At 40.5% G+C, this 13,062-nt stretch carries 12 protein-coding genes; 2 read left to right on the forward strand and 10 right to left on the reverse strand.

Annotated elements, in window-relative coordinates:
• The first annotated feature begins 24 nt into the window (after positions 1-24).
• Together ED622_RS12010 and ED622_RS12015 are read left to right on the forward strand one after the other, a co-directional pair.
• A complete protein-coding gene (locus tag ED622_RS12010) occupies positions 25-1,590 on the forward strand; it encodes a LysM peptidoglycan-binding domain-containing protein (protein WP_122034313.1) in 1,566 nt (521 codons plus the stop codon).
• Positions 1,587-2,279, forward strand: coding sequence for a YIP1 family protein (locus ED622_RS12015; protein WP_122034315.1), 693 nt, complete (start codon positions 1,587-1,589; stop codon positions 2,277-2,279). The genes ED622_RS12010 and ED622_RS12015 overlap by 4 nt, the downstream gene beginning before the upstream one ends.
• Here the strand turns inward: ED622_RS12015 and ED622_RS12020 are convergent.
• From ED622_RS12020 to fabZ, 10 genes are all read right to left on the reverse strand, one after another.
• Positions 2,260-3,126: an endonuclease/exonuclease/phosphatase family protein gene (locus tag ED622_RS12020; protein ID WP_122034317.1), complete on the reverse strand. Its 867-nt coding sequence runs from the start codon at positions 3,124-3,126 to the stop codon at positions 2,260-2,262. The genes ED622_RS12015 and ED622_RS12020 overlap by 20 nt on opposite strands.
• 89 nt (positions 3,127-3,215) lie before the next feature.
• Entirely contained in the window at positions 3,216-3,554 is a 339-nt protein-coding gene (gene glnB, locus ED622_RS12025) for a nitrogen regulatory protein P-II (RefSeq protein WP_060991646.1), read from the reverse strand.
• Positions 3,555-3,646: 92 nt separating this feature from the next.
• A complete protein-coding gene (locus ED622_RS12030; protein WP_122034319.1) occupies positions 3,647-3,958 on the reverse strand; it encodes a cytochrome c in 312 nt (103 codons plus the stop codon).
• Between the two features lie 52 nt (positions 3,959-4,010).
• Complete coding sequence (tilS, locus tag ED622_RS12035) at positions 4,011-5,354, reverse strand: tRNA lysidine(34) synthetase TilS (RefSeq protein ID WP_162922514.1); 1,344 nt, start codon at positions 5,352-5,354, stop codon at positions 4,011-4,013.
• Positions 5,355-5,426: 72 nt separating this feature from the next.
• Positions 5,427-6,386: an acetyl-CoA carboxylase carboxyl transferase subunit alpha gene (accA, locus tag ED622_RS12040; protein WP_122034324.1), complete on the reverse strand. Its 960-nt coding sequence runs from the start codon at positions 6,384-6,386 to the stop codon at positions 5,427-5,429.
• Between the two features lie 51 nt (positions 6,387-6,437).
• Complete coding sequence (dnaE, locus tag ED622_RS12045; protein WP_122034327.1) at positions 6,438-9,917, reverse strand: DNA polymerase III subunit alpha; 3,480 nt, start codon at positions 9,915-9,917, stop codon at positions 6,438-6,440.
• Positions 9,917-10,540, reverse strand: a complete 624-nt coding sequence (rnhB, locus tag ED622_RS12050) for a ribonuclease HII (RefSeq protein WP_122034329.1) — start codon at positions 10,538-10,540, stop codon at positions 9,917-9,919. The genes dnaE and rnhB overlap by 1 nt, the downstream gene beginning before the upstream one ends.
• 4 nt (positions 10,541-10,544) lie before the next feature.
• Complete coding sequence (gene lpxB, locus ED622_RS12055; RefSeq protein WP_122034331.1) at positions 10,545-11,696, reverse strand: lipid-A-disaccharide synthase; 1,152 nt, start codon at positions 11,694-11,696, stop codon at positions 10,545-10,547.
• Between the two features lie 74 nt (positions 11,697-11,770).
• Positions 11,771-12,559: an acyl-ACP--UDP-N-acetylglucosamine O-acyltransferase gene (gene lpxA, locus ED622_RS12060; RefSeq protein ID WP_122034333.1), complete on the reverse strand. Its 789-nt coding sequence runs from the start codon at positions 12,557-12,559 to the stop codon at positions 11,771-11,773.
• Positions 12,560-12,561: 2 nt separating this feature from the next.
• Positions 12,562-13,014, reverse strand: a complete 453-nt coding sequence (gene fabZ / locus ED622_RS12065) for a 3-hydroxyacyl-ACP dehydratase FabZ (protein ID WP_122034335.1) — start codon at positions 13,012-13,014, stop codon at positions 12,562-12,564.
• Between the last annotated feature and the right edge of the window lie 48 nt (positions 13,015-13,062).

A 13,062-nucleotide genomic window follows, 5' to 3' on the forward strand; every position in this document is an offset into this window, starting at 1 on the left:
TAAGCACACTGAAGGCACTACACAATGAAATTTAAACTCCATTGGATTGGATTAGCATTACTCGCTGGCTGTCAAACAGCTCCCCCACCTGAAGAGAGTCCATCTGACAATAATTCAGGGAATTCATCAGCAGTAGTTGCCCCTTCAAAAACGGATACCACTCCTGCTAAAGTAGCCCCAGTTGAAAAACCAGCACCAACCCCTCAAGAGCAGGAAGATGTTTGGCAACGAATCGCTATGCAATTGGATATGCCAATTCCTGATCATGAATCGGTTGATTACTACCGTAACTGGTACATCAAGCATCCAAGTCATTTGCGTACAGTGGCAAAGCGTGCAAAACCTTTTCTATACATGATTACGGTTGAAATCGAAAAGCGCGGTTTACCAATGGAACTCGTTCTACTTCCAATTGTAGAAAGTGCGTTTGACCCATTTGCTTACTCTCATGGCAGTGCTGCTGGTTTATGGCAATTTGTTCCGGGTACTGCCGATCGTTTTAAATTAGAACGCAACTGGTGGTATGACGGTCGACGTGATGTTCCTGCAGCAACAAACGCGGCATTAGATTATATGGAATATTTTGACCGCCGTTTTGATGGTAACTGGCAGCATTCAATTGCCTCGTACAACAGTGGCGCAGGTCGAGTATCTCGCTCAATCACAAAGAACAAAAAACTAGGTAAACCAACTGACTTTTTCTCATTAGATTTACCAAAAGAAACCAGCGGTTATGTACCGAAGTTACTGGCTTTGGCTGATGTAATTAAAAACCATGAAAAATATGGTGTTGAACTACCGCCAATTGCAAATAAACCAGTATTAGAAATGGTTAACCCAGCACAACAACTCGATCTTGCTATCGCGGCTGAGTTTGCAGGAATCACCATTACAGAGCTACAAGGCTATAACCCAGCTTATAATCAATGGGCAACCTCTCCTGATGGCCCGTATCATTTACTTTTACCAATTGAGCACGTCGCGCAATTTAAGGAAAATTTAAAGAAAAATGGCGATAAAACCATGAAAGTTGTACGTTACAAAGTACAACCAGGTGACACCATTAGCCAGTTAGCAGTAAAACATAACACAACATCAAACATCATCGAACAAACCAATGATTTAAATGGTTCGAGTATTCGTGTCGGGCAATATCTATTAATCCCTACCGCTTCTCAAGGCAACAAAACGTACGCACTAAGTGCACCGCAACGCTTAAAGAAAACACAAGAAAAAGCGAAGGGTAAATATAAGCTGAGCCATAAAGTAAAAGATGGCGAAAGTTTGTGGAGTATCGCGCGAGATAACTCTATTTCATACCGTGATTTAGCTAAATGGAATGGCATGGCACCAAAAGATTCTTTACGTGTTGGTCAAAACTTAGTGATTTGGAAAAACAGCTCCGATGGCGCAATCATCCGAACTGTACATTATCAAATCAGACAAGGTGACAACCTAAGCTCTATCGCACAGAAATTCAGTGTCTCTGTGACAGATATTATGAAATGGAATAACATCGAACGTGGCTCTTATATTAAGCCAGGACAAAAATTAAAACTTTACGTTGATGTTACTAAGGTAAACGTATGACACCTTCTTCAAATCCATTAATTTTATTGGTCGATATTTTCCGCTCTCCAGCCGATTGCTTTGCTGCATTATATGAACGTGGAAAATGGGCTTGGCTACCTTATGTTTTATTGATCTTCGCACCATTCATGTTTTGGGGAACCTATTTTGACCTCGTCAATTTTGAATGGGTTACCACTAACTTAACCGCACAAATCGAAAGCATTGGCGGACAAGTTCAAGGCGAATGGCTAACCAAAGAAATTTTATTAGCCGGTGAAGTGATTAATGATGTGATGGGCCGAACGGCAACTATTTTATTATTAGCACTATGGTTTAAGCTTGCAACCAAACAGAGCCAATATCAGCACGGTTACTTCAAATGGGTTGCAGCCAGCACTATCGTGATGTTCCCTGCGTTAATTGGCGATATTGCAAGTTATGCTAGCCTGCTACTTAATCATGCTAACATCATGCCTTACGCTGCCGATTTAAACAGCTTAAATGGGTTAATAAAGCTACCAATGACTGATCATTGGTCAGCTTATGCGAGCTCTTTCCCACTGCTTATGCCTTGGTATATCGCTTTAAGTTATGCCGCATTAGGTGCATGGACAGACTTAGAGCGTTCAAAAGCGCTTATCATAGCAATCCTTCCTTGGGTTACTTGCTTTACTCTTTGGGGCTTTGTTACTGCTTTTTCAGGCTAAAACTTACCAGTAGTGGATTATGATCAGAAGCGTTACTCTTTATTGAGTGCGCTTCTTTTATTTCTAAGCCACGATAAAAAATATGATCCAAAGGCAACCCAGTAATAAAGCGCATTCTTTCATCTGGTGTAAATACCACTTCTTGTAAGTCCAGCGACTGCACTTGTTTTGTTAATTCAGTTAAGCGAGCATCACTCCAAGAATTAAAATCTCCAGCGACAATTAAAGAACCTTTATGTCCTTTCACTTCTTTAGAAAGTCCTTCAATTTGATTTTTATAATCTTCGGTTCCTAACGTAAAGTTAATCGCGTGAATATTGATTACCATCAGTTCTTCACCATTTGATAGCCGATATTCAGACAGCAACGCCGATTTAGGTAAACGAAGCCAAGGCTCTATGGCGGTATGCGCACACACTTTGGTCGCTGGCACTTTTGCTAACGTTAATACCCCTGCGCTGGTATCAAAAATATCAAACGCTCGTACTAGCTCTGCTGAATACGATTTATCAATAACAAATTGCTTTAGTTCCGGCAGTAAACTGGCTTCTTGTAATAACACCAAGTCTGATTGAACTGATAATTTATTTAGTGCTGTTTTCCAATTATCTTCTTGCTGTTTATAAATATTCCACACCAATACATTCAATTGACCATCACGATCAATTGGGGCAGAAACATCAAACTGAGCGCAGCCTGATTTATATTGAAGAGGTGTTTGTGATGAGGTATTAGAAAGCTCTATAAACTCAGGCTCTACTGGCACTGTGAAAATAATAGACTTTGCTGCTAATGTTAAACCAACAACAACTGCCGCACATGATAATAAGAGTGTTTTCTTTTTCATAAACAAAAAAGGAGTGAATAATCACTCCTTCCTTAAATAGTAATAATGCTAACTAGACTAGCAGATACTTTTGACCATTGAAATTACGATTAAATGGCATCTTCGTCTTCTTCACCCGTACGGATACGGATAACTCGACTAACATCTGTGATAAAAATTTTACCATCACCAATTTTACCCGTTTGTGCCGTTTCAATAATCGCATCCACACATTGATCAACGACATCATCAGTAACGACGATTTCTAATTTCACTTTAGGTAAAAAATCAACCATGTACTCTGCACCGCGGTATAGTTCAGTATGGCCTTTTTGACGACCAAACCCTTTCACTTCAGATACCGTCATACCTGTGATACCAACATCAGCAAGGCTTTCTCGTACATCATCAAGTTTAAATGGCTTAATAATGGCTTCGATCTTTTTCATATTAGTCCCTTAACATTCATATTTAATATCAGCCTATTATCGTTGAGCCAAAGCGAACATACAACCTAGGAATAGCATTACTTAATTGATGTTTACTTCATTGTCGAGTAATACGCCGCTAAATTCGCCATATCAGCATCATTCAACATTGCAGCCATCGGTTGCATTACTGCTGAATTACCACCACTACGTTGTTTGTTTTTATACGCTTTTAATGATGATTCAATATATTGAGCATTTTGCCCTTTTAGATTTGGGTAACCTGGGATAACAGCAATACCATCAACACCATGGCATGATGCACAAATAGCCGACTTTGCTTGGCCTGCTGCGGCGTCTCCCGCTGCAAATGTCGGTGCTGAGGCCAGTAATGCGATAACTGCTAATCCAATTGTTTTTTTCATTATATTGCTCCATTTATATTTTCAGTTATTTTGACAAGTTGGTCTAAAATGTCTATTTCGAGCCTGATTTCTTCCAGATCAGCTCACACTCTTTCCCTGAAAAGGTGCGACAGACAAACAATCCAGCAATAGCGGCAAGCTCTTCATTATAAAAAATCATCGGTAGTCTGCTTCTTTGCCAACTCGGGATACCATACTCTTGATATAGCTTTTTCATTTTACGACTGCGTTCCCGTACCTCAGGGTGAGCTGTCAGCCCTAAAACATTGAAGCGTACTTCTATTTTTTCATCTTGATTTGGTGCTCTTAACAATAAGCTTTGCTCATCATTTTTATTGTTTAAACCTCTCTCTTCCACTCCCGTAGAAAAAATTAATCTACCAAGCTCATCTGGCAGGTCTAAAACATCACTCAGCTCTTTCTTCCAAGTCGAAAGATCTTGGTATTGAGGTAAACAATATAGATTATCTTGAAAACGCCTTAGCTGAATAGCGCCTAGCTCTAATTGTGGATTAGCGTCTTCTTTGGCTTTTGCTACTTCATTCCACAATATTTGTAATTGCACTTGGCTTGGTAAAGGGATAGCAAACTGCTTTAACCAAAGTCTTAATAACATATTACGAGCTAATTCCGATTCACTATTTAGCTGTGAAATAGAAATGCCTTGATACACATTTTGAAACGCGATTAATTTAGGTTGAAGTAATTCACTTAGCAGACTTTCTTGTTCCGCACATAATTGAGCACTGCGTGACACAGCAGATGCAAAACTTGGCCAACGTTGTACCAAGTTAGGAACAATCTCATGACGCAAAAAATTACGATCAAATCGAGTGTCCTTATTACTTTCATCTTCAACCCATTCAAGTTCATTATCTTGTGCGTATTGCTCAATTTCAGATCGAGAAATCGTGAGTAATGGTCGGCACTTATAGCCATTAGATAAAGGAATTACCGCAGGCATAGAAGATAAGCCTGCTGGTCCACTGCCTCTTTTTAATGCCAGAAATAAGGTTTCAACTTGATCATCTTGGTGCTGGCCAGTGAGTAATAAACTATTGGCTTGCATGTGCTTTTCTAAGGCTTGATAACGGGCTCTTCTTGCAACCTCTTCTAAACTGTCTTGCGCACTAACAACCAGCTGCACTCGTTCAATATAGAGCGGAATAGACAATAAATCACAATGTGCTTGGCATACGGCTTCCCAATCAAAGGCATGCTTACTCAATCCATGATTTACATGAACAGCAATGCATTCCAATTGTTTCTCTTTAGCATAAATTGAGGCAAGACGAAGCAAGACCATAGAATCAATACCACCACTTAAAGCGATTACTAGATGTGGTTTGGCTACAGGGTAAGAATTCAATTGGGATGAGAATTGAGAGTTAAGCATAACAGTATGTCCAGATAATAAAAAAGCGAGCACTTAGGCTCGCTTTCACTTTACTCTATCTGACAGAAATTATCAGCAGTAACCGTAGCTCATTAGGCGTTGGTAACGGCGATCAAGCAAGGCTTCTTCATCAAAACCTTCAAGTTCATTCAATTGTTCAATCAAACGAGCCTTAATATTTTCAGCAGTTGCTTTATGGTTACGATGTGCACCACCTAGTGGCTCATCAATGATCGTATCAATCAACTCAAGCTCTTTTAGACGAGGAGCAACAAGACCCATCGCTTCAGCAGCTTGTGGCGCTTTATCTGAATCACGCCATAAGATTGAAGCACAACCTTCTGGAGAAATTACTGAGTAAGTAGAATATTGAAGCATGTTAACGTAGTCACCTACACCAATAGCCAATGCACCACCAGAACCACCTTCACCAACCACATTACAGATCACTGGAACACTTAGCTCTGACATGATTTTTAGGTTTGTTGCGATAGCTTCAGATTGTCCACGCTCTTCTGCACCAACACCTGGGTAAGCACCAGCTGTATCGATAAAAGTAATGATAGGCATTTTAAAACGCTCTGCCATTTGCATTAAACGTTTTGCTTTACGGTAACCTTCAGGTTTTGGCATGCCAAAATTACGCAGTACTTTTTCTTTTGTACCACGGCCTTTTTGGTGACCAATGATCATCACAGGACGGCCATCTAAACGCGCCATACCACCGACTAATGCTTTATCATCAGCAAAAGCACGATCACCCGCTAATTCATCAAACTCTGTAAACATATGTTCGATATAGTCTAGTACATATGGACGCTCTGGGTGACGAGCAAGCTGTGCCACTTCCCATGCGCCTAAGTCACTAAATGTTTTCTTTTTAAGCTCTAAACATTTATCTTCTAATTGCTTAATTTCTTTTTCTAGATCAAGCGTATTATCTCCACCACGACGAGAAATATCACGCAGTGCTTCAATTTTAGCTTCTAGTTCTGCAATTGGTTTTTCAAATTCAAGAAAATTTAGGCTCATCAAAGAATCCTTGTTAGTTCAAGGCCGCTCAAATTAGCAGCCTTAGTTATTCTAGTTAAATTCAAGCTCGACTTGCTGTTCGCCAAGCAACGACTTCAAATCATCCATCAGTTGGTCTGTTGGCGTAACTCGCCACTCTGTCCCTAAGACCAACTTAACACGAGCATCTGCTCGCTGATAATATACATTTACCGGAACAGTCCCTGCCCGATTAGGCTCTAGTATTTGACTAAAGCGCTCAAAAAATTGGTTATTAATTTGTGCTTCAGTAACAGAAACGGACAATCCACGAGCGTATTTTTCTCGTGCATCTCCCAATGACATCACTTCACGGGCAGACATTTTAAGCCCCCCATTGAAATCATCAAAGCTGACCTGTCCAGAAACGAGCACTATTTTGTCAGTTTCTAGCAAATCGGCGTATCGATCAAGCGCATCAGAGAATAACATGACCTCCATTCGACCCGATCTGTCATCCAAAGTCATCAAACCAATACGACTGCCTCGTTTTGTTGTCATTACTCTAGCAGCAATAACTAAACCTGCAACCGTTACCGTTTGATCGCGCCTCGTAACGTGAGCATCATTCAAACGCCACGTGGTATATCGAGACAGTTCTTTAATGTACGCATTAACGGGGTGTCCAGTTAAGTAAAGCCCTAACGTTTCTCTTTCCCCTTCAAGCCAGACTTTTTCAGGCCATCTTGGAACATGAATATACGCTTGCTCTACCTCTTCTGGTGCTTGAGTTAATACCCCAAACATATCCGATTGACCAAACGATTCCGCTTGATGATGTTGCCCTGCCGCTTTCATTGCATCATCTAAAGAGGCCATTAATGCAGCACGGTGTGGACCTAATCGATCTAATGCTCCAGAACGGATCAGTTTTTCAACCACTCGTTTATTGGCTTTCTTGGTATCAATTCGAGCACAGAAATCAAATAAATCACGGAAATGCCCGCTTTTATTTCGCGCCTCTATAATGCTTTCAATTGGGCCTTCACCCACTCCTTTGATTGCACCGATACCATAAACAATCGCGCCACTCTCATCGACATTAAAACGGTAAAGGCCCGCATTAACATCAGGTGGTAACACTTTTAGTTTCATACGGAAACATTCATCAACAAGACCAATGATCTTATCGGTGTTATCCATATCTGCCGTCATTACCGCTGCCATAAACTCGGCAGGATAATGGGTTTTTAACCATAATGTCTGGTAAGAAACTAAGGCATAAGCGGCTGAGTGAGATTTGTTAAAACCGTAGCCGGCAAACTTTTCCACCAAGTCGAAGATTTTCATCGACAACTCACCATCTACACCATTGGCAATCGCACCTTCTTTAAAAGTACCACGCTGCTTTGCCATCTCTTCAGGTTTTTTCTTACCCATCGCACGACGAAGCATATCTGCGCCACCTAGCGTGTAACCCGCTAAGATCTGTGCGATTTGCATTACTTGTTCTTGATACAAAATAATGCCGTAAGTTGGCTCTAGTGTTTCTTTTAATGATTCATGTTGCCATGTTGCATCAGGGTAAGATACCTCTTCTCGACCATGTTTACGGTCAATAAAGTTATCTACCATGCCTGATTGCAAAGGACCCGGACGGAAGAGTGCTACGAGTGCGATAATATCTTCAAAGCTGTCCGGTTGCAGTCGTTTGATAAGATCTTTCATACCACGAGATTCCAGCTGGAATACCGCCGTTGTTTCTGAATTTTGAAGTAGCTTAAATGACGCGTGATCATCCAACGGGATCGACTCGATGCGTATTGGGTCTTTACCTTCTTTTTTCAAGCGTGGGTTAACAAGACCCAACGCCCAATCAATAATGGTTAATGTTCTTAACCCCAAGAAGTCGAACTTAACTAGCCCCGCAGTTTCAACGTCATTTTTATCAAATTGTGTTACTGGAAAATTACCATCAGCATCACAATACAATGGTGCGAAATCAGTAATCGTCGTGGGTGATATAACAACACCACCGGCATGCTTACCGGCATTTCGAGTACAACCTTCCAAGATACGACACATATCAATCAAGGCTTTAACTTCTTCATCGGCCTCGTATAATTCTGGAAGTTGCGGCTCCGCTTCAAACGCCTTAGTCAGCGTCATCCCAGGATCTGGTGGTATTAATTTAGATAGGCGATCAACAAAACCATAAGGGTGACCAAGAACACGGCCAACATCACGAATTACCGCTTTTGCAGCCATGGTACCAAAGGTAATGATCTGAGATACCGCATCACGGCCATACATTTCAGCCACGTGCTCAATAACCTGATCACGTTTATCCATACAGAAATCGATATCGAAATCGGGCATAGATACACGTTCTGGGTTCAAGAATCGTTCAAACAGAAGATCATATTCAAGAGGGTCGAGATCGGTAATATCTAGTGCATAAGCAACTAATGAACCCGCACCTGACCCTCGACCTGGACCTACCGGAATATCATTATCTTTAGACCATTGGATAAATTCCATTACGATTAAGAAATAACCAGGAAAACCCATTTGGTTAACAACGTCTAATTCTATTTGTAGACGTTCATCATATTCTGGACGGCGCTCTAAGCGTACTTTTTCATCTGGAAATAAAAAGGCTAAACGTCTTTCTAGACCTTCTTGAGACTTCTTAACTAAAAAGTCTTCAATCGTCATCCCTTCGGTTGGGAAGTTCGGTAAGAAATACTCTCCCAAGCGAACGGTAACATTACAGCGCTTCGCTATTTCAACACTGTTTTCTAACGCTTCAGGAATGTCAGCAAAAAGCTCACACATCTCTTCTTCTGAGCGTAAATATTGCTGTTCACTATAAAGCCTTGGTCTACGAGGATCGACAAGAGTAAAGCCGTCATGAATCGCTACACGAATTTCATGGGCATCAAAATCTTCTGCTTTAATAAAACGAACATCATTGGTTGCAACAACAGGCAACCCTTCTTTTTCTGCGAGATCTACAGCAAAGTGAAGATAACTCTCTTCATCAGGACGACCCGTTCGAGTTAACTCTAAATAATAATGTTCAGGAAAATGAGTTTGATAAAAATCAACACACTCAGTCGCTAACTCTTTGTTACCTTTAAGTAAGGCTTTACCTACATCACCACTTTTACCACCAGAAAGAAGTATTAACCCTTCTTTATGCTCAACTAACCACTCTTTATCCATAACGGGAGTATGTTGAACATGGCCTCGTAAATAAGCTTTAGATATTAATAATGTAAGATTTTTATACCCTTCATTATTTTTAGCTAAAACAGTTAAATTAAACAGCTCATTACCAAACTCTGCTGACTGAACTTTAAAGTCAGCACCAATGATCGGCTTAACCCCTGCTCCATGCGCTGCGTAGTAATACTTAACTAAACCACATAGGTTAGTAAAGTCCGTCAAGCCCATGGCTGGCATGTTCATTTCAGCCACTTTCTTCACTAATGGTGGAACTTTAGAAAGTCCATCTACTAATGAAAAGTCACTGTGTACTCTTAGGTGTACGAATTTAGGTTCTGACATTACTCAATTCCTAATACACGTTTCACTGGCTTAAAGCTACGTCGATGCTCTGAAATAACTCCATGCTCCTCAATCGCAGCAAAATGCGCTTTTGTCGGATAGCCTTTATGTTTAGCAAAGCCATATTGAGGAAATTCTTTATCTAGCACTTCCATTTCTCTGTCACGAGTTACTTTTGCAATAATAGATGCAGCACTGATCTCTTGAACTCGTAAATCACCTTTAACAACCGCTAAGCCATCCATAGGCAGTTCAGGAACTTTATTTCCATCTATTAAGGCAAAGTCTGGAGTTATCTTTAATCCAGCAATGGCTCTTTGCATCGCAACCATTGTAGCTTGAAGAATATTTAGTTCATCAATTTCATGCGCTTCACAGCGACCTAATGACCATGCTAGTGCTTTTTCTTGGATTTCAGGAAACAGTAAATCACGTTTTTTATCTGTTAATTTTTTAGAATCCGTTAATCCTTCAATTGGGTTATTAGGGTCTAAAATAACGGCAGCAGTCACAACTGCACCGACAAGCGGACCTCGGCCTACTTCATCAACCCCTGCAAATAACTGGTAACCTTCAGGATATTCAAATGGTGGTAATTCTTTAGCGTCTGTTTTTTTTGTCATGTGATTATTCTGCTGTTTCTTTATTGATTAGACGTAATACGGCCTGAGCAGCTTGCTTATCCGCGTCTTTTTTTATCCACTGATGCATTTCAGTGAATTTTTCAATGAGTTCGTGGTTATCGTTACTTAACACTTTTTCCATTGCGGGATAAAGAAAGTCAGGATGACACTCTTCTTGAATAAACTCTTGAACCAATTCTTTTCCAGCTAATACGTTAGGCAAAGAAACGAATTCTGTAATAGACAACTTTTGAGCGATCCAACCCGTTAGTTTATTTACTTGATAACCAACAACCATTGGTCGCTTAACTAGCATACATTCTAGAGCAACTGTACCAGAAGCAAGCAATACGGCATCAGCTGCTGTCATTACATTACGAGCCGTATCCTGAATAATAGTAAATTCTAATTCCGGTGCGGTTTCTTTCCAGATTGTTTCAAATTGTTCACGTCGTTTTTCATTAACTGCAGCAACGACAAAGCCCATCTCTGGATGTTGTTTATGAATGCGCTGGCAGGTCTCAATGAACGGTTTAGCGATTAATGCTACTTCACCACCACGACTGCCCGGTAAGACAGCAAGCCATTGACGCTCTTGCTCTAATCCAAGCAGTTCTCTTGCCGCTGCTTTATCACTTTGCATTGGAATAGCATCAGCAAGCGTATGACCAATAAATTCACAGGCCACATTATATTTATCATAAAATGCTTTTTCAAAAGGCAAGAACGCTAATACTAAATCAGTGGCAGCATCAATTTTAAAGATACGTTTTGGGCGCCAAGCCCATACAGAAGGGCTCACATAATGAACCGTTTTAATGCCTTTTTCTTTTAATGTTTTTTCTAAGCGTAAATTAAAATCTGGAGCATCAATACCAATAAAAACATCCGGTGGATTTTGCGTAAAATAACGTACAAGCTCAGCTTTAACTTTTAATAAGCGCGGTAAACGACCCAATACTTCCACCAACCCCATTACCGCCAGTTCTTCCATATCAAATAATGACTCACAACCTTGAGCTATCATTTTTGGTCCACCGATCCCAACAAACTCTGCATCAGGATATTGCGCTTTAACTGACTTAATAAAGCCTTCACCTAGGGTGTCACCTGAAAGTTCGCCAGCCACAATGCCGATTCGTAATGGTTTGGTCATTTTTGCTCCAAAATAAAAAAGGCCTACATCAAGAGGCCTTTATAATATGCTTATATATTTTCTAAACGCCGTTATTAACGAATAATACCGCGCGTTGATTTCTCAAACAAATCTAAGAAGCCTTGAAGCACTGGAAATTCATCAATTTCTTTATTTATTTCTGCTTTTGCCTCTTCTAGCGTATTACCGTTACGATAAAGCGCTTTATAAGCACGGCGAATTGCATGGATTTCTGGTCTTTCAAAACCACGACGTTTTAATCCTTCGATGTTGATGCCGAAAGGTTTACAGTGGTTACCTTGCGCCATCACAAATGGAGGCACGTCTTGAACAACAACAGATGCGCCACCAATAAAGCTATGAGCACCAACTGTACAGAACTGATGAACAGGTGATAATGCAGAAACAATCGCATAATCTTCAACCGTTACATGCCCTGCTAACGTGGCATTATTACCCATGATGATATTGTCACCAAGGATACAATCGTGTGCGATATGAACATTTACACAAAGTAGATTATCACTACCAACAGTAGTCACACCACGGTCTTGAATCGTACCACGGTGAATCTGAACACTTTCACGGATAACGTTACGATCGCCAATAACGACGGTCGTAGCTTCACCACTGTATTTTTTATCTTGGCTTTCTTCACCAAGAATAGCGAATGCAAAAATACGGTTTCCTTTACCTATCGTCGTATCACCTTTGATAACTACGTGCGACATTACTTCCGTATCTTCACCAATCGTCACATTACCTGAGATATAAGTAAACGGACCAACAGAAGCATTAGCCCCAATGGTTACGTTTCCTTCAATCACAGCTGATGGATGAATTTTAGCCGTTTCATGAATCATAATTAAAACTCTCGTCTCGCACACTTAAGCTCTGCAGAACACACTACTGCACCATCAACTTTAGCCACACCATTAAATAGTGCGATACCACGACGGTCTTTAATGAATTCCACTTCAATCATTAATTGGTCACCAGGAACTACTGGCTTACGGAATTTTGCTTTATCAATACTAGCAAAGTAATACAGTTCATTTTCAGCGGGTGCGCCAAATGATTTAAATGCTAGCAAACCTGTCGCTTGAGCCATCGCTTCAAGAATCAATACACCAGGAAAGATTGGCATCTGTGGAAAGTGGCCAGTAAATTGAGGTTCATTTACAGACACATTTTTGATCGCGTGTAGGTATTTTTCTTCTTCGAAATCGGTTACACGATCAATCAATAAAAAAGGGTAACGGTGAGGTAAAAGCGCTTGGATTTCTGTAATATTTAATGTTTTATTTTCACGAGTCAAAATAATATTCCTGTAAAACAATATCGTATCTGAGTCTTAGTGTAGCTC

The sequence above is a fragment of the Aliivibrio sp. EL58 genome, assembly GCF_900312675.1.
GTDB lineage: Bacteria > Pseudomonadota > Gammaproteobacteria > Enterobacterales > Vibrionaceae > Aliivibrio.

Coding starts and splice junctions, on each gene's coding strand:
- ED622_RS12010 (WP_122034313.1), top strand. CDS start 25: ATGAAATTTAAACTCCATTGGATTGGATTAGCATTACTCGCTGGCTGT.
- ED622_RS12015 (WP_122034315.1), top strand. CDS start 1,587: ATGACACCTTCTTCAAATCCATTAATTTTATTGGTCGATATTTTCCGC.
- ED622_RS12020 (WP_122034317.1), bottom strand. CDS start 3,126: ATGAAAAAGAAAACACTCTTATTATCATGTGCGGCAGTTGTTGTTGGT.
- glnB (WP_060991646.1), bottom strand. CDS start 3,554: ATGAAAAAGATCGAAGCCATTATTAAGCCATTTAAACTTGATGATGTA.
- ED622_RS12030 (WP_122034319.1), bottom strand. CDS start 3,958: ATGAAAAAAACAATTGGATTAGCAGTTATCGCATTACTGGCCTCAGCA.
- tilS (WP_162922514.1), bottom strand. CDS start 5,354: ATGCTTAACTCTCAATTCTCATCCCAATTGAATTCTTACCCTGTAGCC.
- accA (WP_122034324.1), bottom strand. CDS start 6,386: ATGAGCCTAAATTTTCTTGAATTTGAAAAACCAATTGCAGAACTAGAA.
- dnaE (WP_122034327.1), bottom strand. CDS start 9,917: ATGTCAGAACCTAAATTCGTACACCTAAGAGTACACAGTGACTTTTCA.
- rnhB (WP_122034329.1), bottom strand. CDS start 10,540: ATGACAAAAAAAACAGACGCTAAAGAATTACCACCATTTGAATATCCT.
- lpxB (WP_122034331.1), bottom strand. CDS start 11,696: ATGACCAAACCATTACGAATCGGCATTGTGGCTGGCGAACTTTCAGGT.
- lpxA (WP_122034333.1), bottom strand. CDS start 12,559: ATGATTCATGAAACGGCTAAAATTCATCCATCAGCTGTGATTGAAGGA.